Annotated in this window: 22 protein-coding genes, 5 tRNA genes, 1 riboswitch and 1 other annotated feature; of the genes, 9 read left to right on the forward strand and 18 right to left on the reverse strand. The window is 52.7% G+C overall.

Annotation, left to right across the window (positions count from 1 at the left end; genetic code table 11):
- Positions 1–117: 117 nt before the first annotated feature.
- Both C4885_RS07800 and pyk read right to left on the reverse strand, forming a co-directional pair.
- Positions 118–579, reverse strand: a complete 462-nt coding sequence (locus C4885_RS07800; protein WP_113999808.1) for an S-ribosylhomocysteine lyase — start codon at positions 577–579, stop codon at positions 118–120.
- A gap of 11 nt (positions 580–590) precedes the next feature.
- Complete coding sequence (gene pyk, locus C4885_RS07805) at positions 591–2,339, reverse strand: pyruvate kinase (protein ID WP_113999809.1); 1,749 nt, start codon at positions 2,337–2,339, stop codon at positions 591–593.
- Positions 2,340–2,755: 416 nt separating this feature from the next.
- On the opposite strand from pyk, the gene C4885_RS07810 reads away from it, so the two are divergent.
- The 3 genes from C4885_RS07810 to C4885_RS07820 all read left to right on the forward strand — a co-directional run bounded on the left by C4885_RS07810 (position 2,756) and on the right by C4885_RS07820 (position 5,628).
- Positions 2,756–3,931: a phosphopentomutase gene (locus C4885_RS07810; protein ID WP_113999810.1), complete on the forward strand. Its 1,176-nt coding sequence runs from the start codon at positions 2,756–2,758 to the stop codon at positions 3,929–3,931.
- Between the two features lie 41 nt (positions 3,932–3,972).
- Complete coding sequence (locus C4885_RS07815) at positions 3,973–4,788, forward strand: YdcF family protein (RefSeq protein ID WP_158538839.1); 816 nt, start codon at positions 3,973–3,975, stop codon at positions 4,786–4,788.
- Between the two features lie 78 nt (positions 4,789–4,866).
- The gene (locus C4885_RS07820) at positions 4,867–5,628 is read left to right on the forward strand and encodes an esterase family protein (protein WP_113999812.1); all 762 of its coding nucleotides are present in this window, start codon (positions 4,867–4,869) and stop codon (positions 5,626–5,628) included.
- Between the two features lie 341 nt (positions 5,629–5,969).
- Here C4885_RS07820 and C4885_RS07825 read toward each other — a convergent pair whose 3' ends face one another.
- The 5 genes from C4885_RS07825 to asd form a co-directional block, all read right to left on the reverse strand.
- The gene (locus C4885_RS07825) at positions 5,970–6,425 is read right to left on the reverse strand and encodes an ACT domain-containing protein (protein ID WP_113999813.1); all 456 of its coding nucleotides are present in this window, start codon (positions 6,423–6,425) and stop codon (positions 5,970–5,972) included.
- A gap of 311 nt (positions 6,426–6,736) precedes the next feature.
- Positions 6,737–7,921 (reverse strand): CapA family protein, encoded by a 1,185-nt coding sequence (locus C4885_RS07830; RefSeq protein WP_242979513.1) that lies wholly within the window; start codon positions 7,919–7,921, stop codon positions 6,737–6,739.
- 50 nt (positions 7,922–7,971) lie between these two features.
- On the reverse strand, positions 7,972–8,742 hold the full coding sequence (gene dapB, locus C4885_RS07835; RefSeq protein WP_113999815.1) for a 4-hydroxy-tetrahydrodipicolinate reductase: 771 nt from the start codon (positions 8,740–8,742) through the stop codon (positions 7,972–7,974).
- Positions 8,743–8,827: 85 nt separating this feature from the next.
- Entirely contained in the window at positions 8,828–9,718 is an 891-nt protein-coding gene (dapA, locus tag C4885_RS07840; RefSeq protein ID WP_113999816.1) for a 4-hydroxy-tetrahydrodipicolinate synthase, read from the reverse strand.
- A 32-nt stretch (positions 9,719–9,750) separates the two neighbouring features.
- Positions 9,751–10,830, reverse strand: coding sequence for an aspartate-semialdehyde dehydrogenase (asd, locus tag C4885_RS07845; RefSeq protein WP_113999817.1), 1,080 nt, complete (start codon positions 10,828–10,830; stop codon positions 9,751–9,753).
- Positions 10,831–11,048: 218 nt separating this feature from the next.
- Positions 11,049–11,226: riboswitch (Lysine riboswitch) on the reverse strand.
- An 89-nt stretch (positions 11,227–11,315) separates the two neighbouring features.
- On the opposite strand from asd, the gene queA reads away from it, so the two are divergent.
- The 5 genes from queA (at position 11,316) to C4885_RS07870 (ending at position 15,282) form a co-directional block, all read left to right on the forward strand.
- On the forward strand, positions 11,316–12,344 hold the full coding sequence (gene queA, locus C4885_RS07850) for a tRNA preQ1(34) S-adenosylmethionine ribosyltransferase-isomerase QueA (protein WP_113999818.1): 1,029 nt from the start codon (positions 11,316–11,318) through the stop codon (positions 12,342–12,344).
- 133 nt (positions 12,345–12,477) lie between these two features.
- Positions 12,478–13,611, forward strand: a complete 1,134-nt coding sequence (tgt, locus tag C4885_RS07855) for a tRNA guanosine(34) transglycosylase Tgt (protein ID WP_113999819.1) — start codon at positions 12,478–12,480, stop codon at positions 13,609–13,611.
- A 101-nt stretch (positions 13,612–13,712) separates the two neighbouring features.
- On the forward strand, positions 13,713–14,075 hold the full coding sequence (gene yajC / locus C4885_RS07860) for a preprotein translocase subunit YajC (RefSeq protein WP_113999820.1): 363 nt from the start codon (positions 13,713–13,715) through the stop codon (positions 14,073–14,075).
- A gap of 77 nt (positions 14,076–14,152) precedes the next feature.
- The gene (locus C4885_RS07865) at positions 14,153–14,617 is read left to right on the forward strand and encodes a TIGR04086 family membrane protein (protein ID WP_113999821.1); all 465 of its coding nucleotides are present in this window, start codon (positions 14,153–14,155) and stop codon (positions 14,615–14,617) included.
- Between the two features lie 218 nt (positions 14,618–14,835).
- Positions 14,836–15,282, forward strand: a complete 447-nt coding sequence (locus C4885_RS07870; RefSeq protein WP_207657584.1) for a hypothetical protein — start codon at positions 14,836–14,838, stop codon at positions 15,280–15,282.
- Here C4885_RS07870 and C4885_RS07875 read toward each other — a convergent pair.
- The 6 genes from C4885_RS07875 to C4885_RS07900 all read right to left on the reverse strand — a co-directional run bounded on the left by C4885_RS07875 (position 15,250) and on the right by C4885_RS07900 (position 21,393).
- Complete coding sequence (locus C4885_RS07875; protein ID WP_242979514.1) at positions 15,250–16,239, reverse strand: tyrosine recombinase XerC; 990 nt, start codon at positions 16,237–16,239, stop codon at positions 15,250–15,252. The two genes, C4885_RS07870 and C4885_RS07875, sit on opposite strands and share 33 nt — an antisense overlap.
- Positions 16,240–16,585: 346 nt before the next feature.
- Complete coding sequence (locus tag C4885_RS07880) at positions 16,586–17,500, reverse strand: enhanced serine sensitivity protein SseB C-terminal domain-containing protein (RefSeq protein WP_158538840.1); 915 nt, start codon at positions 17,498–17,500, stop codon at positions 16,586–16,588.
- A 39-nt stretch (positions 17,501–17,539) separates the two neighbouring features.
- A complete protein-coding gene (gene radA, locus C4885_RS07885; protein WP_113999825.1) occupies positions 17,540–18,943 on the reverse strand; it encodes a DNA repair protein RadA in 1,404 nt (467 codons plus the stop codon).
- A 151-nt stretch (positions 18,944–19,094) separates the two neighbouring features.
- The gene (gene tyrS / locus C4885_RS07890; RefSeq protein WP_113999826.1) at positions 19,095–20,315 is read right to left on the reverse strand and encodes a tyrosine--tRNA ligase; all 1,221 of its coding nucleotides are present in this window, start codon (positions 20,313–20,315) and stop codon (positions 19,095–19,097) included.
- Between the two features lie 69 nt (positions 20,316–20,384).
- Positions 20,385–20,653 (reverse strand) — a binding site (T-box leader).
- Between the two features lie 34 nt (positions 20,654–20,687).
- Positions 20,688–21,107, reverse strand: coding sequence for a hypothetical protein (locus C4885_RS07895; RefSeq protein WP_113999827.1), 420 nt, complete (start codon positions 21,105–21,107; stop codon positions 20,688–20,690).
- A gap of 13 nt (positions 21,108–21,120) precedes the next feature.
- Positions 21,121–21,393, reverse strand: a complete 273-nt coding sequence (locus C4885_RS07900) for a hypothetical protein (protein WP_113999828.1) — start codon at positions 21,391–21,393, stop codon at positions 21,121–21,123.
- 264 nt (positions 21,394–21,657) lie between these two features.
- Between C4885_RS07900 and C4885_RS07905 the strand changes: the two genes are divergently transcribed.
- Entirely contained in the window at positions 21,658–22,236 is a 579-nt protein-coding gene (locus C4885_RS07905) for a sugar transferase (protein WP_158538841.1), read from the forward strand.
- 168 nt (positions 22,237–22,404) lie between these two features.
- On the opposite strand, the gene C4885_RS07910 is transcribed toward C4885_RS07905, so the two are convergent.
- The 5 genes from C4885_RS07910 to C4885_RS07930 all read right to left on the reverse strand — a co-directional run bounded on the left by C4885_RS07910 (position 22,405) and on the right by C4885_RS07930 (position 22,950).
- A tRNA-Cys gene (locus C4885_RS07910) sits at positions 22,405–22,479 on the reverse strand.
- Positions 22,480–22,524: 45 nt separating this feature from the next.
- Positions 22,525–22,600 (reverse strand) — tRNA-Gly (locus C4885_RS07915).
- 37 nt (positions 22,601–22,637) lie between these two features.
- A tRNA-Phe gene (locus C4885_RS07920) sits at positions 22,638–22,713 on the reverse strand.
- Positions 22,714–22,717: 4 nt separating this feature from the next.
- Positions 22,718–22,794 (reverse strand) — tRNA-Asp (locus tag C4885_RS07925).
- An 80-nt stretch (positions 22,795–22,874) separates the two neighbouring features.
- Positions 22,875–22,950 (reverse strand) — tRNA-Gly (locus C4885_RS07930).
- Position 22,951 lies beyond the last annotated feature (1 nt).

A 22,951-nucleotide genomic window follows, 5' to 3' on the forward strand; every position in this document is an offset into this window, starting at 1 on the left:
AAAAGCACATCCCAACAGGGTTTTGCTGCCGGCATTTGGCCAGTGACATATCCTGTCAGGATGTGCTTTTTGTTTCTTTATTCTTTTGGCCTTTTACGCTGTTTCGCTATCGGAGCCTTACTTCTCCTGGTAGCGCATATGGTCGGCATCCAGCTTTTGCAGAACTTCGCTCATAGCCTTGCATTCCAGTCGTGCTGCCACCGGGTCCATCATCAGGTAGTTGCCACATTCAACGGCGGAAGCGCCCGGAATATCACCATCATACTCTGCCATCCAGGCAAAGCTTTCCTGGGTCAGCGCCAGCGCTTCGGCGTCCGTCAGGCCGCGGGTCAACAGATAGAAACCGGTCAGGCAGCCCATCGGCCCAACATAAATCACATGCTCGCTCCATTTACTGTTGCGGGCATAGGTGGCAAACAGATGCTCAATCGTATGGGCGCAGGCAGGGGACAGATAACTGCCCTTGTTCGGCGTTTTCATGCGGATATCCCAGGTCAGCACATCTCCATCCTTGCGGGAAAGGTACATGCCCGGAACCAAGGTATTATGGTCAACACAAAAGCTTGCAATGCGTTCCATGTTTTTTCTCCTTATTCAGACATTGCCTGTACAACACCGCGGGCACAGTCCATCGAAATTTTCATGCCATCCTTCAGGGTACGGGTTGCGTGGGTTGCACCAATGATAACCGGCTTACCCAATGTCAGACCAACAATGGCGGAATGGCTATTTGCACCGGCTTCCTCGGCAATAATACCGGCAGCCTGGCGCATATACGGCAGTATATCGTTGGTGGTGAACGGGACCACCAAAATCTGACCTGCCTTGAACTTCTTGGCGGCTTCCTCGGCATTGCGGCAAACGCAAACTTCGCCCTTGGCATTCAGGCCCGGATTGATGCCGATGCCGGTCAGCAGGGTATCCCCAACCAAGTGTACCTTTATCATATTCGTGGTTCCGGAAACGCCAACGGGAACACCGGCCGTAACCACAACACGGTCGCCGGAATGAATCAAGCCAGCATCCTCCGCCGCCTTGACGGACATGCTGATGAGCTCATCGGTCGAATGGGCATAATCCATCAGCAGGGGAGTCACGCCGCGGTAAACGTTCATCTGGCGGCATGTCGTTTCATCCAGTACGCAGGCAATAATGGGGGCATCCGGACGGAAACGGCTCAGCAGACGGGCAGTTTCACCGCTCTTGGATGCCGTAATGATGGCAGAAGCACCGATATCCGAAGCCGTGGTGCAGGCCGCATGGCTGACAGCGGCGCTGATGGTCAGGCGGGTAGAATCCATGCCGACATGGTGGCACAGGGATTCATAGTTGGTATCGCTCTCGGTGGTTTCGGCAATCATTGCCATGGCTTTCAGGGCCTCTACCGGATACTTGCCTGCGGCAGTTTCGCCGGACAGCATAACGGCACCGGTGCCGTCATAAATGGCGTTGGCAACGTCGGTAATTTCTGCACGGGTGGGGCGGGGGTTCACCATCATGGAATCCAGCATCTGGGTTGCCGTGATGCAGATTTTGCCCATCTGCATGGCATGGTCAATCAGGTGCTTCTGGATGGACGGGATTTCGGCATAGTCAATTTCAACGCCCATATCGCCGCGGGCAACCATAATGCCATCGGCAACGCTCAGGATCTCATCAATATTATCAATGCCTTCCTGGTTCTCAATTTTGGCAATGATGCGGATATTGGCATTATGCTCATCCAGCAGGTGGCGGATATCCATAATATCCTGTGCGCTGCGGGTAAAACTGGCGGAGATCAGGTCATACCCCTGTTCAATACCAAACAGGATATCATCGCGGTCACGCTGGCTCATATACGGCATGGACAGGTGCACACCGGGAACGTTGACACCCTTCTTAGTCTTGATCACACCATCATTTTCCACGGTGCAGACGATATCCGTATCGGTAATGCTTTCGATGCGCAGGGAAATCAGGCCATCATCCAGCATAATGCGGCCACCAACACTGACATCATGCGGTAGGTCCTTGTAAGTGATGGAGCTGATTTCCTTCGTGCCCTTAACATTGCGGGAGGTCAGGATGAATTTCTGCCCAGCGGTCAGCTGCTCCTTGCCGTTCTCGAATTCACCCAGGCGGATCTCTGGGCCTTTGGTATCCAGCATTGCCGGAATGGAAACGTCAAGCTCTTTGCTCAGTGCGCGCAGCTGATCCAAACGGCCTTTGTGTTCCGCGTAATCGCCATGCGAAAAATTGAAGCGTGCAACATTCATCCCGTTTTCCAGCAGCTGGCGCAGAATGCCGGGTTGGTCGGTAGACGGTCCCAAAGTACATACAATTTTAGTTTTGCGCATAAATACCCCTCCTGAAAATATGCTATTGTACAGGATTTTTATCTGCCAGAGTTTTAAGTCCAGTATTCCAGCAGGTACTTTCCATACAACATCTTAACACAAACATTATAATACAAAGGTCAAGCCAGTACAAGCCGCGCATTCCTTTGCGCAAACATTTTTTGTGCAGATTTTACAACGTACGTCTTGCGGTTTTGTCATCCTGTATTTCTCTTCAATTTACACTGCAAAGCACAATAAAAGGTTTTGTTTTACTTTTGGGTGGGAATAGGGTATAATAAAATCAATACAAAAAATCAGCCATTTGAGTTTCTTATCCCTGCGAACGGCGTAAAGGATCATACTTTTTTACACAAATCCGTGTTCTCGTTTTGTTTTCCCGCGGAACATAGTACAATACAAGGAGCTTGAACACTATGGCAAAACGTATTTTTTTAATCGTTCTTGACAGCTTTGGCATTGGTGCCGAGCCTGATGCCCCTGCTTTTGGCGATGCCGGTACCAACACTTTGGGCGCTATTGCCGGACACCCCAATTTCAAGTGGGACCAACTGGCCCGCCTTGGCATGTTTAATCTGGACGGTGTAACCTGTGGCACAAAGCTGGATGCCCCTGTCGGCTGCTATGCCCGCCTGCGGGAAGCCAGCGCCGGGAAAGATACCACCATCGGTCACTGGGAGATTGCCGGTCTGCTCAGCCCGGAGCCACTGCCAACTTTCCCGAATGGATTCCCGAAAGAAGTTCTGGATGAGTTTACCGCCCGCACCGGGTATCAGGTACTGTGCAACAAGCCTTACTCCGGCACCGAAGTCATCAAAGACTATGGTGAGGAACATATGAAAACCGGCGCATTGATCGTATACACCTCCGCAGACAGCGTGTTCCAGATTGCCGCCAACGAGGCGATCGTCCCGGTAGAAAAGCTGTATGAAATCTGTGCCGAAGCCCGCCGCATGCTGGTTGGCAAATACGGCGTTGGCCGCGTGATCGCCCGTCCCTTTGTCGGGGATTGTGCCGCCAACTTCACCCGCACCCCGCGCCGCCATGATTTCAGCCTGGTGCCGCCCGCAGATACCATGCTGGATGTTTTGCAGCAGGCTGGTAAATCCACCATCGGCGTTGGCAAGATCCACGATATTTTCGCTGGCAAGGGTGTGAGCGAAACCATCCGCACCTCCGGCAATACGGAGGGCCTGAAAGTGACCATGGAATTGGCTGACCGTGATTTTGACGGCCTTGCTTTTGTGAATCTGGTTGATTTCGACATGCTGTACGGTCACCGCCGGGATGTGGCCGGTTATGCCGCAGCAGCAGCCGAATTCAATGATTGGCTGCCCACATTTATGGACAAGATGCGCCCTGATGACATTCTGATGGTAACGGCCGACCATGGATGTGATCCTTCTTACACCAAAACAACCGACCACACCCGCGAATATGTTCCATTCCTGATTTACGGCAAGAACCTGCGCCACGGTGTTGACCTTGGCACCCGGTACTGCTTTGGCACCATTGCCAACACCGTATGCGATGCCCTAGATGTAAAAGCCTGCCTGGCCGGGTGCAGCGTATGGAATGAAATCAAGGCATGATGTCGAAACACGTTACCACCACAAAAGGATTGAGCCATTTCATGTTATTTCTGCTCCGCCTGCTGGCCTTGGCGCTGTTTATTTATTCTGTTTCTCTGGTTTTCACTTCCAACTTTAACATGGGCAACCTGTTGGTGTGGCTGCTTACCGCAGCAGTAGATGTCTATGCCATCTGGCAGCAGCCCATCCATCATTGGCTGCACGGTACCATACCCGGCAAAATTGTGTTCGTCTTTTTGCTTGTGTTTGGCACTTTGTATGCTGCGCTGCTCGGCTTTGTAGCGTTCAGCGGCTATGCCAACCCCGCCACCGGACAAGAAAAAGTTGTGATCGTCCTAGGTGCTGGTCTGCGCAAGGACCGCCCCAGCCTATTGCTGCGTTACCGGCTCGACAAAGCCTATGAATACGCCGTTGCCCATCCAGATGCCTTGGTCATCACCACCGGCGGACAAGGCAGGGATGAATGGGTGCCGGAAGGCCAGGCTATGCGGAATTATCTGATTGAAAAAGGACTGGATTCCCAGCGCGTTCTCGCGGAATGCAAATCCACTTCCACCGAGGAAAATTTTCTCTTTGCCAAAGAGATTCTTGTCCAGCAGGGCATCAGTGCTCAGGAGCCGGTCGTCTATGTAACCAACGCATTCCACTGCTACCGCGGCGGGGTATACGCGGCTATGGCTGGTTTTACCACAGCCCACGCACTGCCCGCCGGGATTCCTTTACGCAGTGTGCTCACCTGTTACCTGCGGGAAGCTGCTGCCGTTATCTATTACTGGCTTTTCAAATCCTCACGCACAGGGTTTGTGCAACCGCTTGTGGGGTTGTTAAGCCTAAATAAAAAGTTCTTTTACAAATGATGTAAAGCAGTTTGCTGCTATTCCAGCGCTGCCGAAAAATACAATGTGCGGCTTTGCCGTACAAGACGGGAGAGTATCATGCAGATCCGTTATTACAAAGAATACAGCCGCTACCTGAACCGCGATATGGAATTCAAGGTATACGGCCACGCCGGGCGGCCCATTTTGATTTTTCCCTGCCAGAGCGGCCGCTTTTTTGACTGGGAAGACCGCAACATGTGCAACCTTGCAGCGCCCTGGATTGATGCCGGAAAGCTGCAGATCATCGCGGCAGACAGCATTGACCGCGAAAGCTGGGACAATGACGGCCCCGCGCGCCCCCGCATTGAAATGCAGGAGCGCTGGTATAATTATGTCTGCGAGGAATTGACCCCCCGTGCGCTGGAAATCAATCGGGAGCAGGGGCCGGACCACATGGGCAAAGTTCTTGTGGGTGGTGCCAGCATGGGTGCCGGGCATGCCGTCAACCTATTTTTGCGCCGTCCCGACCTGTATAACGGCACCATTGCCTTGAGCGGCCTATACCAGGCGGATATGTTCTTTAAGGGCTATATGGATGACCTTGTTTACCGCAACAGTCCCTGTGATTACATGCGCAATTTCCCAGATAACCACCCATACAAAGAACTGTATGCCAAAGCGGACAAGTTCATTATGTGCTGCGGCCAGGGCCAGTGGGAAGAAGAACTACTGCGTTCCACCTTGCAGCTGCGGGATATTCTGGAAAGCAAGGATATCCATCCCATTGTTGACATCTGGGGCCAGGATGTTTCCCACGACTGGTATTGGTGGGAAAAACAGTGGGTTTATTTCTTGGAAATGACTCTTGGTAAAGCCTGAAGCACATCGTTGTATCTCCGCATGCGAATCGTTTCAAGCAAAACTCAATATAAATCATTTTCAACCTAAGGCAACACCGCACAATTCCCGCCTTACGGCTTAAGCACCGCTTCAGCGGCTGCGGCACGGCATCTGCGTTGCCAAAATGCTCGATAAGACATCTAGTATTATCTGCGCTTTTGACTTAGCATCTGCCGCACCTCGCTCGCCGTATCGGCACTTAGAATTATGCGGTATTGCCCTAAATAAAACAGCACCCCGGCGGATATCCCAACAAAAAGGGATAAAACCGCCGGGGTGCTGTTCTAATTTTATATGAGACTTTTGCCCTGTATACGCGCTTACAGCTCAAACGCCTTATTCAACGCATTCAGTGCCACATCTTCATCTTCCTGATGGATCAACAGGGAAATGTCAAGGTCACTGGTGGTGATCAGAACAACTTCTGCGTTCACTTTTGCCAACGCGGCCAAAGCGCGTGCTGCAACGCCGCAACTGGTAACCATATCCTCACCAAACAGGTTGATCTTGGTATAGCCACCGGAAATCAGCGGGGGATTGGCCTTGGCAGCCGCCGGGATGGCCTGCATGACTGCGGCAAAATTGCTGTAGCTGGTGGTAAAACTGAAATCCACCGCCGTACCGCGCGGGGCACTCTGGCAGATCATATCCACCACAATACCTGCCTTGGCAAACACCTCCAAATGCTCTGCCAGGCTCTGTGCGCTGTATTGGGCAGCGGGGAAGGTGGTAAGCATAATATTCTGCTCGCTGCTGATTTTGCTGACACCGTACATAAAAATACCCCTTTCGTTTTGTTTTAGGCAATACCGCATAATTCTAAGTGCCGATACGGCGAGCGAGGTGCGGCAGATGCTAAGCCAAAAGCGCAGATAATACTGGATGCTGCAAAGGTGAGCGCCGCCAGTGGCGGAAACAGCGAACCGAAGCAGGGGCAGCGGTCGCAGAGTGCGAGGGGCTTTTGCCCCCGAAGCACGATGCGGGTACCGCAACCCGACATTATCGAGCATTTTGGCAACGCAGATACCGTGCCGCAGCCACCGAAGCGGTGCTTAAGCCGTAAGGCGGGAATTGTGCGGTGTTGCCTTTATTCTAACGATAAAAACTCAGAATCGATTGAACCATTCAAAACCTGTTCAATGGAAGCCCTGCTCAATGCAAAATTGCCATGTGCAGCGCCCAGTTCATCTGTATAGTCTTTATACAGGTAAACCCGAATGTTTGCATAATGCGGCTCATACTGGGTGATCACCGGGTGCAGTACCGGGTTCTGAATTTCCACGGTAACGGTACCATCTGCTGCGGTTGTTTTCTGGAACGTCACATCCAGAATGGCACCGATCATATTGTCCGGCATATCCTGCGCATTGATAAAGTTCCCCAGCGAATAGGCAACAAACGACTTATTCTCATTCGTTCCTGTCAGCCACTGCGCCGTCTGCGTCACATGCGGGTGGGTGCCAATGATTAGGTCTGCACCCTGGTCAGCCAGCCATTGGGCTGTTTCGCGCTGTGCATCCGTAACTGTATGGCTGCCTTCAACACCCCAGTGGCAGCTGACGACCAGAACGTCACAGTTGGGGCGCATATCCGTGATCTGCTTTTCAATCACATCCCTCTGGTCCAGATAAACCACGCCGTATTCACTGCCGGACGGCGTTGGCAGGCCGTTGGTCATCTCCGTATAAGAAAGATAGCCGATGGTAACGCCGTTTACTGTCTGGTACACATAGTCATCATAGGTTTCCAGATTATAAAACCCCATGGACACCACATCATCCGGCATAGCCGCCCAGTGTGCCATCGAAGAGGCAATGCCGCCAGCGCCTTTATCATAGCTGTGGTTGTTGGAAAGGCTGAACACCCGGAAGCCAACATTATACAGCGCATTGGTAATATCCCCAGGCGTAGAGAACATCGGGTAACCGGAAGGTTCATAATCATCATTGACCAGCGTTTCCTGGTTGAGCCAGTTCACATCAAACCCGGCGTAAAAATCCCGCAGATTTTCATAGGCAGGGATAAAGTCATAGTGGCCATCACTGCCGCGTGCCCTGGCCTGGTTGTAAATGCCCTCGTGGATCAGGTTATCCCCGGTTGCAGAAAAGTGTACTGTCTGTACGACCGGTTCCGGTTCAGGTGTTGGCGCGGGCGTCTGTGTCGGTTCTGTCTGTGCCTGGACTTCTTCGGTGCTTTGTGCTGTGCTTACCGTGGCTTTTGCACTGCTTTGACCATTCCGCATGGATTCTACCAGCAGGGAACCAACCAACACACCGCACACACCAATTGCAATTACTGCGCACGCAGCAGCTTCATGGGATCTTAAAGACATTGCATTTTACCCTTGAGCATATCCGTCATGGTGTAGTAACCCGGCTCACACCCATCCAGGAAGAGTGCTGCCTGTACAGCGCCATCGGCAAACACACCGCGGCTCTGGGCCACATGGCTGATGGTCACAACCTCTTCCGGGCCGCAGAACAGCACATCATGGTCGCCCACAATGCCGCCGCCGCGCACGGAGCTGATGCCCAATTCCTGCGCGCCGCGCTTCTGGCGCACAGCGTGGCGGTCATAGACATACTCATATTTGCCGCCAGCTTCCTCGTTGATGGCATTTGCGATCATCAAAGCGGTTCCGCTGGGGGCATCCAGCTTGTTGTGATGGTGCTTCTCCACAATTTCGATATCAAACTCGCCATCAAACAGCTTGGTAGCACGGCGGGCCAGCTCGATCAACACATTGATGCCAACCGACATATTGGCGCTGCGGAACACCGGCACCTTCTCGCTGGCCTGTTCCACCACAGCCTCGTCCTCTTTGCTCAAACCGGTCGAGCAAAGCACGCAAGGCATACCATGTGCCGCGCAGAACTGTGCCGCGTGCACCGTACCGGCAGGGGAAGTAAAATCAATTACGATTCCCTTTGCCTCCGGCAAATCTTCCAGCGAAGCGTAAACCGGGATATCCCCGATCTGACCGGCTTTCTGGTCCACACCGGCAACAATGCGGCAATCGCTGCGGGCAGAGATCTTTTCCACAAGGGTATGGCCCATACGGCCGTTAATGCCCTGAATAATCAAATCCGTCATCTTAATTTGGTTCCTTCCTTTTCCAAAGCACAGGCCCGCGGCGCCGCAACAAATCCGCGGTACTGCGGGCCTGGTCGTGATTATTTTATTTCAGAACGCCGTAAGCCTTCATCTCATTTTCCAGGGACTGCTGCACGGCAGCCGAAGGCTCCACCAGAGGCAGGCGCAATGGACCCGCATTCCAGCCCAGGCGGTTCATTGCCCATTTGACCGGGATGGGGTTTACATCAGCAAACAGGGCATGGCACAGCGGCAGCGCTTTCAGCTGCAGTTCCAGGCTCTTTGCCGTGTCACCGGAAAACCATGCGGCACAGATATCGTGTGCCTGCTGCGGCGCAACATTGGAAAGCACGCTGATGACGCCCTTACCGCCCAAGGACAAGATCGGCACAATCTGGTCATCGTTGCCAGAATAAATGTTCAGTTCCTCGCCACACAGGGCTGCAACATCCGCAACCTGGGAGATATTGCCGCTGGCTTCCTTTACAGCGTTTACATTGGGCAGCTTGGCAAGCTCCGCCAGTGTGGCGGGCTGCAGATTCACACCGGTACGGGACGGAACATTGTAAATGATGCAGGGCAGGGTAACGGCATTTGCAATGGCCGTATAGTGGGCAATCAGGCCCGCCTGGCTGGTTTTGTTGTAATAAGGGGTAACCAGCAGCAGGGCATCTGCACCGGCTTCCTCGGCCTCTTTGGAGATCTCAATGGCAAAGGCCGTATCGTTGGAGCCCGTGCCTGCAATAACAGGAACGCGCTTTGCGGTATGCTTCACAGCAAAACGGATGCACTCCACATGCTCTTCGTGGTTGAGCGCTGCGGATTCACCCGTGGTGCCGCAGATCACAATGGCATCCGTGCCGTGTGCAATCTGATCATCAATAATGCGGCCCAGTTCCTCAAAGTTGACGGTTCCGTCTGCGTGCATGGGGGTAATGATGGCAACAGCAGCACCGGTAAATACAGGTTGTTTCATAGGGAATGTTTCTCCTTCAATCTAGGGGATGATTAGTCAAAATAGCCCTTAACGGCCAACAGTTCTGCCAGCAGAACTGCACCGCCTGCTGCGCCGCGCAGCGTGTTGTGGGACAGGCAGACAAACTTGTAATCGTACTGGGTATCCTCACGCAGGCGACCAATGCTGACAGCCATGCCGTTTTCAATCATGCGGTCCAGCTTGGGCTGGGGGCGGTCATCTTCTTCAAAGTAATGCAGGAACTGTTTGGGTGCACTGGGCAGGTTCAGATCCTGCGCCGGGCCATGAAATTCTTTCCAGGTTTTCAGGATTTCTTCTTTGGTGGGCTTTTTATCAAAGCTTACGAACACCGCGCCCATGTGGCCATCGGATACCGGTACGCGCAGGCACTGGGCCGTAATGGAAGGTGCAGTTGCGGGCACAATCTTATCGCCATCAATGTGGCCCCACAGCTTCAGCGGCTCCTGCTCACTCTTTTCTTCTTCACCACCGATGTAGGGAATCACGTTATCCAGGATATCGGGGAAAGTCTCAAACGTTTTGCCAGCGCCGGAGATTGCCTGATAGGTGCAGACCAGGCACTTGGTTACGCCGTAATCCTTCATCAGCGGGTGCAGGGCAGGCACATAGCTCTGCAGGCTGCAGTTGGACTTGACGGCAATAAAGCCGCGCTTGGTGCCCAGGCGCTTGCGCTGTGCGGGGATGATTTCCAGGTGGTCTGCATTGATTTCAGGCACTACCATCGGAACATCCGGTGTCATACGGTGTGCGCTGTTGTTGGAAACCACAGGGCATTCTGCCTTGGCGTAAGCTTCTTCCAGCGCTTTGATTTCGTCCTTTTTCATGTTGACTGCACAGAACACAAAATCCACCTGTGCAGCAACTTCTTCCACCTTGGAAGCATCCAGAACCACCATCTTTTTGACCGCTTCCGGCATCGGTGTTTTCATCAGCCAGCGGTTGCCGACAGCATCCTCATAGGTCTTGCCTGCGGAGCGTGCCGATGCAGCCAGAGCCGTAAGCTTAAACCAGGGATGATTTTCCAGCAGGGTAATAAAACGCTGGCCCACCATGCCAGTTGCACCAACAACGCCAACTTTGTACTGTTTCATCTTAAACTGCCGTCCTTTCCTCCAGAACCCCAACGCACATTTGGGGATTCTGCTTCTGTTCCCAGCCCCATACCATTACCTATATGCAGCTGCCGCCGCAGGTTTGCAGGGGATAAACACAAACCTGCCGCCGCATTCAAGCCATTTTGCTGCCAAACACGAGATAATAAAAAAACCGGCTTGAAAACCGGCACAAAATGCAATATAATGATACATTGCATGAGCACAGCGCAACACGTTAATCCTAACGTGACAGTCCCGCCCCTGTTCGGCTGCGGGCCCAGGAACGATGCGTGCCGTGCACCGCCTTCGGCGGACGTCCCTTTCCATTCCCCACAAGCCTTTGGCTGGCATAAAAGGGAATATACTGATGAAATCCGCGCCTCTGTGCCGCATGGCGGCTGCTGTAAGATACAATCGCCGCCTGCATGCCTCAATAATAGCATTGCGCGGCCAACTTGTCAACGCAAAAAGGAAGCAAAACAATGTTAAAGAAAGATTTTTGGTATGACCTGCCCAAAGAACTGATTGCCCAGGAGCCCGCTGACCCGCGTGACAGCGCCCGCCTGATGGTGCTTGACCGCAAGAATGATACGATTGAACACCGCATCTTCCATGACCTGCCGGAATACCTGAACGCCGGAGATGTGCTGGTCGTCAACAATTCTAAGGTTCTGCCTGCCCGCTTGATGGGTGTTAAAGTGCCCACCGGCGCCGTGTGCGAGGTTCTGCTGCTCCGCCAGGCCCACGGTGACACCTGGGAATGCCTGGCCCGCCCCGGCCGCCGGATGCAGGCTGGCACCAAGCTGAGCTTTGGCGATGGCTCCCTGACGGCCACAGTAGACGAGACCCTGCCGGATGGCAACAAATATGTAACCTTCCAATACGATACCCAGACTTTGTACGAAAAGCTGGATGAGTTCGGCAAAATGCCGCTGCCGCCGTACATCACCCGCCAGCTAGAGGATCAGAGCCAGTACCAGACCGTATACGCCAAAGAGCTTGGCAGCGCGGCTGCCCCCACAGCCGGGCTGCATTTTACCCCGGAACTGCTGGATACCATCCGTGCCAAGGGGGTCAACATTGTGGAAGTGACCCTGCACGTTGGCCTTGGCACCTTCCGCCCTGTCAACGAGGATAATATTCAGGAGCACCAGATGCACACCGAATGGTACTGCGTGGATGATACTGCAGCCGAGGCCATCAACGCAGCACGCGCCAGCGGCCATCGCGTAATTGCTGTCGGTACCACCAGCTGCCGCACGCTGGAAGCCGTCTGGGCCAAGTACGGCAAGATTGTCCCTTGCAGCGGTACTACCGATATTTTCCTGTACCCCGGTGTAGAGCTGCACGCTATTGACGGCCTGGTGACAAACTTCCACCTGCCGGAAAGCACTCTGATTATGCTGATCTCTGCGTTTTACGGGTATGAGAAAACCATGGCTGCATATAAGGTTGCCGTACAGGAAAAATATCGCTTTTTCTCCTTTGGCGATGCCATGTTCATCCAATAAGCCTACCTCGCAGAACAGTTGACTTATCCTACTGCTTCCAGTATAATAAAATCACAAAGCGGCGCAAGAAAACACTCTGGCGCCGCATGTTTTTGAACAAAATGAAACAGCAAAACAGGGGAGACCATCATTTATGCCATACCGTCTGATTAAAAAAGAGGGTGCAGCCCGCCGCGGCGAGTTCCAGACTGTGCACGGCACGGTTCAGACACCTGCTTTCCAAAACGTTGCCACTGCTGCCGCGATCAAAGGCGGGCTTTCGGCACATGATTTGAAAGAAATCCGCGCACAGGTCATGCTGTGCAACACCTATCATCTCCACCTGCGTCCCGGTGATCAGGTCGTTGCCGATATGGGCGGCCTGCACAAGTTTACCCGCTGGGACGGCCCGATCCTGACCGACAGCGGCGGATTTCAGGTGTTCAGCCTTGCCAAGCTGCGCCACATTACCGAGGAAGGCGTAACGTTCAACTCTCATCTGGACGGCCACCGCATTTTTATGGGGCCGGAACAGAGCATGCAGATTCAGGCAAACCTTGGCTCCACCATTGCCATGGCCTTTGATGAATGCGTGGAAAACCCCGCTGAATATGATTACGCCAAAAACAGCTGCGCGCGTACCGCACGTTGGCTGCTGCGCTGCAAGGCGGAAATGGCCCGCCTGAAGCACGAGGGCAAGGCCGTGAACCCGGACCAGCTGCTGTTTGGCATCAATCAGGGCTGCACCTACAAAGACCTGCGCGTTGAGCACATGAAGCAGATTGCTGAATATGATCTGGACGGTTATGCAATCGGCGGCCTTGCTGTCGGCGAACCTGCCGAAGTGATGTATGATGTGATCAGCGCGGTAGAGCCTTACGCCCCGGCGGATAAGATCCGCTACCTGATGGGCGTTGGCACCCCCGGCAACATCATTGAGGGCGTGTACCGCGGTGTGGATTTGTTTGACTGCGTTATGCCCAGCCGCAACGCCCGCCATGGCCACCTGTTCACATGGAACGGCATCATCAACATTAAAAACCTGAAATATGAGCGTGACGAACAGCCCATTGACCCGCAGTGCGATTGCCCGGTCTGCCGCAATTACAGCCGCGCTTACATCCGCCACCTGCAAAAGGCAGATGAAATGCTGGGTATGCGTTTGGCTGTTATGCACAACCTGTATTTCTACAATCATTTGATGGAGCGGATTCGTGAAGCGTTGGATAACGGCACATTCCAGCAGTTCCATGATAAGTATGTGCATCTTCTGGATTCCAGAATTTAAGCGGATTCCGTGTTTCCTTGCTTTACCCCCTTGCGGTTTATGGCGAAAGCCTGTATAATAATAAAAATACTGTAAAATCAAAATTTAAGGAGTTCCACATTATGATCGAATTTTTGACCGCTGATACTTCCAGCACCGCCAGCCTGCTTGTCACTTTCCTGCCGATGGTTCTGATCCTTGTGTTCATGTACATCATCCTGTACCTGCCCCAGAAAAAGCAGGACAAGAAAGATGCTGCCATGCGCGCTTCCATCGAAGTAGGCGATACCGTTATTACCATCGGTGGTGTTGTTGGCCGCGTTGCTGCTATCAATGATAAGGATGATACCTTTGTTCTGGAAACCACCAGCGACCGTGTGAAGATTCGCTTCCGCCGTTCCGCTATTTCCTCCGTTGAGAAGCTGGACATGGGCAACACTGCAAAAGATACCGCCAAGAAAGATGCTCCTGCCAAGAAGAACTGATTGGTTCTGACTGTATTACCTGAATAACAAACGCCCCTTTTGCATAGTTTGTACCATGCAAAGGGGGCGTTTTCTTTATGTTTGCTGATAATTCAAGGGCTTCATCTGCCAAACTTCGATCAAGTCATATCTGCAAAGTCCGCAGTAAATCAAGCGGCCATTTATCTTGGCTGCTGATCAAAAGTTTCGGCTGCGGCGTGGGCACCGCCATCCTGCTTTTCGCTTTGGCCGCACAGATTTTTGCCCATACTGCACTCTCGCTGGAACTTGTCAAACCGGCAACCTGTGCCAGCGTGGCGGTGGGGGCTGTTCTTTCCGGTCTCGTTCTTGCGAACGGTATTGCTCAAAAACGGCTCTTATGCGGTGTTTCCGTGGGCGTCTTTTATGCGCTGTGTTTGAGCCTCACTACCGCTTTGAGCGGCAAACCGCTTGTATTTGATCATGTGAACCTCGCCTTACTTGCAGCGCTGCTGTTCGGCGGCACCGCAGGCGGCGTGCTGAGTGCATTGGGCGCAGTAGGGAACACTGCGCCCGAACGCTGATGCGCGCCCCGCGACCAGCACCGGCCCCTTACACGCCCAAAAGGGCTCTTAACAGCGGTTCATCCGCCGGTGCGGCTGCTGCCCTGGGCATACAAAAACTTGCGGGCAAAAACGATCTATTCGCTTTCTCTTCTGCGTTTCTGACCGGGTATCTCGCCGGCATTCCGCTCGGCCGGTTTGAGCTCCACGGTGCTTTCACTTCGCTTACAGAGCATGTCATGGCCGCACAAAGTTATACGGCATTCTGGTCTGTCTGGTGCAGTTGGTTTGCCGCGGCATTTTTGCAGGCATCGCTGATTTACCTCTGCGGTTTTCATTTGTGGGGCAGCATTTTTATGGGGGCTTATTTTGCGTTCAAGGGCACTGTATTAGGTGTGTGCGCTTCCGCCATTTATGCGTCCGGCGGGGCACGTGCGCTTGTTGTTTATTGGCTCCTGAACTGCCTGCCGGAGCTTGTGCTGTCGGCATTCATGCTTTGGCTTGCGCATAGTTCGTGCAGGGTAAGTCAAAGCCTGTCCAGCATTGTTTTTTCCGGCTGCCGTTGTGCGCTCACCGGCGCAATCCGGCGCTTATCTGTACATTATCTGCTTTGCCTGCTAGGGTGCGCTGTCAGCAGCTTTATGTTTTCCGCTTCAGCTGTCCTCTTCGCCAGTGTCCTGCTTTGAATCCGTCATCGCTTTGGACTGCGGTGCAATATAGCCAGTATCCGCAAGGGGAGAGGCTTCCACCGCCTGTTTCAACTGCTGCTGGTTGATATGGGTATAAATCTGCGTCGTGGATACATTCTCGTGCCCCAGGATTTCCTTGATGGCCAGCATATCCACACCGCCCTGATACATGAGTGTAGCAGCGGTATGGCGCAGTTTATGCGGCGAATAACCCATATTGTCCAAGCCCGCTGATTTCAAGCAGTTGGCAACAATCTGCTCCACACGGCGCGCTGTTAAACGTCTGCCAGTCTTTTTGGATACAAAAAGTGCTTCTTTATCCCGCAGGTTGTTTAGCGCAGCCCGCGCGGGCAGGTAATGCTCCAACGCAGCCTGGCACGCGGTGTTCAGGTACACCAGGCGTTCTTTGTTTCCTTTGCCGGTAATTTTAATGGTATCGTCCTTAAAATCACCAAGATTGATTGTGATCAGTTCCGCCAAGCGCATACCGCAATTCAGGAAAAAGACAATAATACAGTAGTCCCGTTCATAAAAGTCACTTTGTATATTTTTTAACAGCCGTATACTTTCACTGGCACTCAGATATTTGGGCAGGGATTTCTTTGGGCTGCCAAGGTTGATATTATCCGTTGGATTTTCGCTCAGTTCATTGATCTGGTGGCAAAGGTAGCCAAAAAAGCCGCGCAGAGCGCTCAGCTTGCGGGCACGGGCCTTGGCACCGTTATCATTACTGCGGGCGTAATCCAGATAATTGATAATATCCCGTTTGGTAATGGTGCTGATCTGGCGTTTGGTAATATGGGTCAAGTCAATTTCTTCCGGCGGTGTATCTGGCTGCGCAAGGTTCCAAACCATCATCATATAGCGGAAGAAACCGCGCAGGTCCAGATAGTAACCGTTAATGGTGCGCGGCGAACGCAGCTTGACAACATCCAGATAATGCAGATAATCCATAACAAGATCCGGAATATCCGTATACGGCGCATGCCGGTTTGGGTGCGCCACATCAATGTATGTACTCATTATTGTGAGTAAAGCCCTCCTCTGTATTTCGCTAAACTTGCATTTAGCGAAATTGCATGTTATGCAAAAACACACGAAATCCTGCACCCGCTTGTCGATAGATTCAAGATTTCGTGTGTTCTCTGCATGCCAGTAGCTCCTGGTTTTATTCTTCTTTCCGTTCGCTCTTTTATTTGCCTATTTTTATTTTATTTACTTATTTATTGCGATGTTCATCCAATAGGTCTATCGCAGCCATCACCATGGCATATCATTCAATACCAAATTCAGCCTTTTATCAATCTTCGTCATCACCCAGATTATCTACACGGCCCTGGCCCTTAATATAAAACGGCTCGCTGCCGCGCATGCCTTGCTGGCCCAGCGGCGAAGTAGAAATCGTGATGTTCAGGTTCATCTTTTTCTCATTGCTGACCAGGAACGGGCGCGCTGCATCGCCTGCGGCTTTGAACAGTGCATCGTCCTTGGGTGCATCCAAAACCAAAAGATAACTCTTGGTTGCTCCGTTGATCACCATGATCTGCAGGTATGCAGCTCCCACCATCGGGTACTTTTCCAACTCGGCACACAGCGGGTTGACCAATTCATCCGGGTATACCGAAGGCTCCACGATCGTCACCTTATCGCCGGGCTTGATCTGTGCATTGCGCTGGGCTGCCTGCTGCGCGGCGGTCTGCTTGATTTTTTCCAGCATCGCATTGCGCTGTTTCAGCAAAGATGCAACCATATCCGAGTTAAAGCGCAGGTTATCCGTGAACGGGTTCAGCACAAAACCTGCCACATGGTCGTTACCGTTCAGCATCCGGGCGTAATCATCAAAGCGCAGCAGCATAACCTGACCAGCGGGCTTATTCTGCCACTTATCCAGTTCTTCTGCATCGGTGAATGCGGTAAAGAAAGACTTTCCATCACCAGATTTCAGCAGCGCAAAGGTCACCTTGGTGTCTTTTGGCAGCTGGATTCGTCCATTTTCGTCCGGTTTAGGAGCGTTTTCGCCAATTTCAATCTTAGCCGGTGCAAGGAATACACCGCGCATCATCAGGTTGATAACCGCATTAAAGTTCTGCGGATTGTTTTCCTCACGCAGGGCCGCAGCAGCCTTTTTCAGCGCTGCATTATCAATTTTCGGCGGTTTGGGTGCTGCCGGGGCTGCATTCTGTGCCGGGGTCGTATTCTTTTCCTGTTCGCTCATGATATACTCCTCTTGGTTTGGGTCGCTGCCCATACCATATTATTTATTGATTTTGATTGCATTGATGGCTTCCCGCAGGTATGCAACGCCCACCAAGCGCAGCCCCGGGAATTGCGCAGCATCCAGCATGTTCAGGTTATGTTTGGGCACAATGGCGGTATCAAAGCCCACGCGCTGGGCCTCCCGCAGGCGGGTTTCCAGGTGCGGCACGCTGCGCACTTCCCCGCCCAGACCCACTTCACCAATGGCCAGTGTTTTTTCAGGTACAGGCAGATCCAGCAGACTGGACGCCATTGCCAGGCAGACCGGCAAATCGCAGGCAGTCTCGTCCAGTTTCAGACCGCCAATGATGTTGATATACACATCCTGGTTGCCAAACACATAGCCCGCGCGCTTTTCCAGCACGGCCAGCAGCAGATACATACGGTTATAGTCAAACCCGCTTGCCGTGCGTCGTGGGCTTGGAAACGCCGTTTTCGTTACAAGTGCCTGAATCTCGCTCAGTACTGGCCGCGTACCTTCCATCACGCAGGCAACGCAGGTACCGGAAATGCCAATCGGCCGCCCTTCCAGCATGACCTGCGAGGGGTTTTCGATTTGTTCCAATCCCTTGCCGGTCATATCAAACATGCCGATCTCATTGGTGGAGCCGTAACGGTTCTTCACGGCGCGCAGCACGCGGTACGGCAGGGTCTTGTCGCCCTCAAAGTACAGCACCGTATCCACAATGTGCTCCATGACTTTGGGACCCGCAATGGCGCCGTCTTTGTTGACATGGCCGACAATAAAGGTCGGTATCTCATTCGTTTTTGCCACATTCAAGAAGCGTGCTGAGCTTTCCTTGACCTGGCTGACCGTGCCGGAGGACGACGCCACATCCGTGCAGCGCATCGTCTGGATGGAGTCGATCACTACAAGATCCGGCTTCATCTGTTCAATCAGCCCGCAGATTTCATCCACATCGCTTTCCGCCACAATGGAGATATTATCCTGCGGCACATCCAGCCGAACGGCACGCAGCTTGATCTGCCGTACGGATTCTTCGCCCGTCACATACAGAACCGAGCGCGTCCGGCTTACTTCGCCGCACAGCTGCAGCAGAATGGTAGATTTGCCGATGCCCGGTTCGCCGCCAATCAAAATCACACTGCCCAGCACAATGCCACCGCCCAACACGCGGTCCAGCTCTGCAATGCCAGTTACAATGCGGCTTTTTTCTTCGGTCGTGCTTACGTTTTTCAGTTTCAACGGTTTCAGGCTGGTCTGACCCGTCACACGTACCGGCGCGGCAGCGCGGCCGGAAGAAGACTTTGCCGGTTCTGCCACCACATCTTCGGTCATCGTGTTCCATGCACCGCAGGACGGGCAGCGGCCCAGCCAGCGGGGACTGGTTTCGCCGCACTGGTTGCACACATAAATTGTTTTCAGCTTATCTTTTGGCATGGTTGTTCCCCCGGCCGCATTTTTCGTACCCTTTTATTATATCCTAAATCTCGTGTGGGGGCAAGGTATGCGCCAAAAATAAAGCGGCAGGCTGCCGCCCGGTGTGCCGGGGATGCAGCAGCCTGCGCGCTCATTTTATAAATTCAGACAATCAAAGCATTACCTTGTGGTAGGTCTTTTTCCCCTTTTTGATCACAACACCATTCTGGAGTTGCTCAACCGTCAGACTAAAGGTCGGGTCGGTCACTTTCTCGCCGTCCACCAGAACGCCGCCCTGCTGTACCAGCTGGCGGGCTTCACGGTTGGAACCGCACAGCTTGGCGCCAACCATGGCAGCCAGCAGGCCAACCTTACCGTCCTTGACCAATGCGGCATCCAGCTTGGTGGTAGGCATGTTCTCGTGGTCGGCTACGCCGCTGAACAGCTGGCGGGCTGCACTCTGGGCCTTTTCAGCTTCCTCGGCACCGTGCACCATGCTGGTCAGCTCGTAAGCCAGGATTTCCTTGGCCTTGTTCAGCTGCTCGCCTTCCCAGTGGTCCATCTCATCGATCTGCTCCAGCGGCAGGAAGGTCAGCATGCGGATGCACTTGAGTACATCAGCATCGCCGACATTGCGCCAGTACTGGTAGAACTCGAACGGGCTGGTCTTGTTGGGGTCAAGCCAAACGGCGTTGCCGGCGGTCTTACCCATCTTTTTGCCCTGGCTGTCGGTCAGCAGCGTGATCGTCATGGCGTAAGCATCCTTGCCCAGCTTGCGGCGGATCAGCTCGGTGCCGCCCAGCATGTTGCTCCACTGGTCGTCGCCGCCAAACTCCATGTTGCAGCCGTAATTTTGGAACAGGTGGTAGAAGTCGTAGCTCTGCATGATCATGTAGTTGAATTCCAGGAAGGACAAGCCCTTCTCCATGCGCTGCTTGTAGCATTCGGCGCGCAGCATGTTGTTCACGCTAAAGCAGGGGCCAACTTCACGCAGCAGCTCAATGTAGTTCAGGTTCAGCAGCCAGTCAGCGTTGTTCAGCATCATGGCCTTGCCTTCGCCAAACTCAATAAAGCGCTCCATCTGGCGCTTAAAGCACTCGGCGTTATGGTCAATGTCCTCTTTGGTCAGCATTTTGCGCATATCGGTACGGCCAGAAGGGTCACCGATCATGGTGGTGCCGCCGCCAATCAGGGCAATGGGCTTGTTGCCTGCCATCTGCAGGCGCTTCATCAGGGTCAGGGCCATAAAGTGGCCGGCGGTCAGGCTGTCGGCTGTGCAGTCAAAGCCGATGTAGAAAACAGCCTTGCCGTTGTTGATTACTTCCTTGATTTCTTCCTCGTCCGTTACCTGGGCAATCAGGCCGCGGGCTTTCAGTTCGTCATAAATGGTCATGGGGTGCATCCTCCTTGGTTTGTGCGGCAAGGGCAAAAAATAAAACGCCCCTGCCAAATGTTGAATTTGGCAGAGGGCGATCAAATACGCGGTACCACCTCTGTTTGCCCGTGTCTCGCGGCGGCGGGCCTTCGCGGGTGCGGTAGCCAAAGTGTACAACTGCGACACCCAAACGCTGTAACGTGCGCACACGGCCCAGCCTAACAGCCTTTAGCCAAAGGCGTTCAGCCTGCTGCTCAGGGATGTATTCACCGCTTTGCCTGCCAGCCCCTTACACCAACCGGGGCCTCTCTTTCGCATACAGCAAAACGGTTACTCGTTCCCGTCCTTGCATTTAACTGTTTACTAAATTAGCATATGTTGCCGCTTTTGTCAAGCGTTTGGCGGCAGCTTATTTTTCGATCTGCTTTTCATAGAACGTGATGGACAGCGAAACGCTGATATCATTATTGACCGAAAGATTCTCGTTGGCCGAAACCGCGATCTGTTCAATCGCGCAGCGAAAGCGGCAAAGGAGGCAACATCCTCAATCATTCCGTCCTGCGGCAGACCTGCACCTTCCAGTTTGATGATGCGCTGGGTTTCGCCGCGCACTAAGCCCGCATAGTTGACCACGCGGGCCGTACCCTGAATGCGGCTGACCAGCATCATGATAAAGAAGAACAAAACAATCAGCACAACGGTAAGCACCGTCATGCCGACACGAGATACAAAGGAGGCCTTTTGACCTTTTTCTGGCATCCGGTCAAAAATATGGCAGCAGACATTCCCGCCGCAAGCAGCAGAGGACATTGTTTTTTATAGTTCAATTCCTCTTATTTATCGCAAATTTGCGTATTTCCTCGACGATATTATTGATGGCAACAGGTTTATCAACGATGAACTCCCCAAGAAAGACTCCGGTCTTTCCCCTGTTTCCATCAGCGTTGGAGTTGCTTTTACTGACCGCAAAAAATCGAGCAGATTCATCTTCAAGGATGCTGACAAAGCTCTTTATCTGGTAAAAGAAAACAGCAGACGCGGATGTGCAATCTATTAACGTCTCCTTTTCATTATCATTTGCTCCCAGCTGGTACAAGTTGGGAGCTTTTTTCTTCGTTCAAACATAAAAATTTATATCAGATGTATCTTTATACTGTATTTTAACGTACACTCATAATATTTCTTCATGAATCTTGTCGAAACATATTGATTTTAAGTACATTTTGGGCTAACATTGTAAATAGCTTTTGTTGTATTTGCCAGGCCCCATACATTTCAGAAAGGTCGATGCCGCATGTATCATTCGGCTATGGAACCCCGCCCCGTCAGCTGCTCATCTTTTGTACCTTTACTGCGCAGGATGAGCTATCTCATCCTCAAACGCGGGTTTGATCTTGTATTTTCTTTGGTTCTGCTTGTTACCTGCGCGCTGCTCATGGCTGTGATTGCGCTTGTTGTTTGGCTGGATTCCCCCGGCAAGATCATTTACACACAAATACGGCTTGGATACGGCGGGAAGCCTTTTACTATCTACAAATTCCGTTCTATGCAGCAAAGCACTGCCCCGGATGATGCGAAGTGGACCAGTGAAAACGACACACGCATTACCCGCGTTGGCCATATCCTGCGCCTGACCCACCTGGACGAACTGCCGCAGCTGCTCAACATCTTTATGGGCGAAATGAGCTTTGTTGGCCCGCGCCCCGAACGCCCCACTGTTTATGACGACCTTGACGGCAAAGTCGAGAACTTCCGCAGCCGTATGCAGGTTATGCCGGGCCTGACTGGTTACGCGCAGGTCAATGGCGGCTATGATTTGAACCCTGCAGAAAAGCTCAAATATGATTTGATCTATATCAATCACTGCTCTGTACTGTTTGACCTTTGGTGCCTGCTAAAAACAATACCTGTTGTTTTTACAATGAAAGGCGCAAGGTAATATATTTTTGCCGGAAAGCAAAACGCCCCGTAAGCATTTTGTTATGCACGCTTACAGGGCATGAGACTTTCATATCGTCACTTATTTTTATGAGGAATCAACTATCGCACAAAATCCAAGGGGCTATATGCAGAAAAACTCCCGCGAGCGACCTGCCTGCGGGAGCTATGGAGGTGACGGGCAGATTTGAACTGCCGAATGAGGGTTTTGCAGACCCTTGCCTTACCACTTGGCCACGTCACCATAATAAGCAAAAAGCCGGCATAAACCGGTTCCTTGCTGTTTGTCTGGAGCGGCCGACGAGGCTCGAACTCGCTACCTCCACCTTGGCAAGGTGGCGCTCTACCAGATGAGCTACGGCCGCATATTGCAGTTTCTTTACCCTGAAACTGCAAAACAGGTGGTGCCTCCGATCGGAATCGAACCAATGACACGGGGATTTTCAGTCCCCTGCTCTACCGACTGAGCTACAGAGGCATAATGGCGACCCGGATCAGGCTCGAACTGACGACCTCTAGCGTGACAGGCTAGCGTTCTAACCAACTGAACTACCGGGCCACAGAGGAAAGAGCCAACCTGATTCGCCTGCAAAGCCTGCACAAGGTGCAAACCAGCTGCCTGAAACCAAATCTCCGAAATGGAGCGGCCGACGAGGCTCGAACTCGCTACCTCCACCTTGGCAAGGTGGCGCTCTACCAGATGAGCTACGGCCGCA

This window comes from Subdoligranulum sp. APC924/74 (genome assembly GCF_003324125.1).
Classification (GTDB): domain Bacteria; phylum Bacillota; class Clostridia; order Oscillospirales; family Ruminococcaceae; genus Gemmiger; species Gemmiger qucibialis.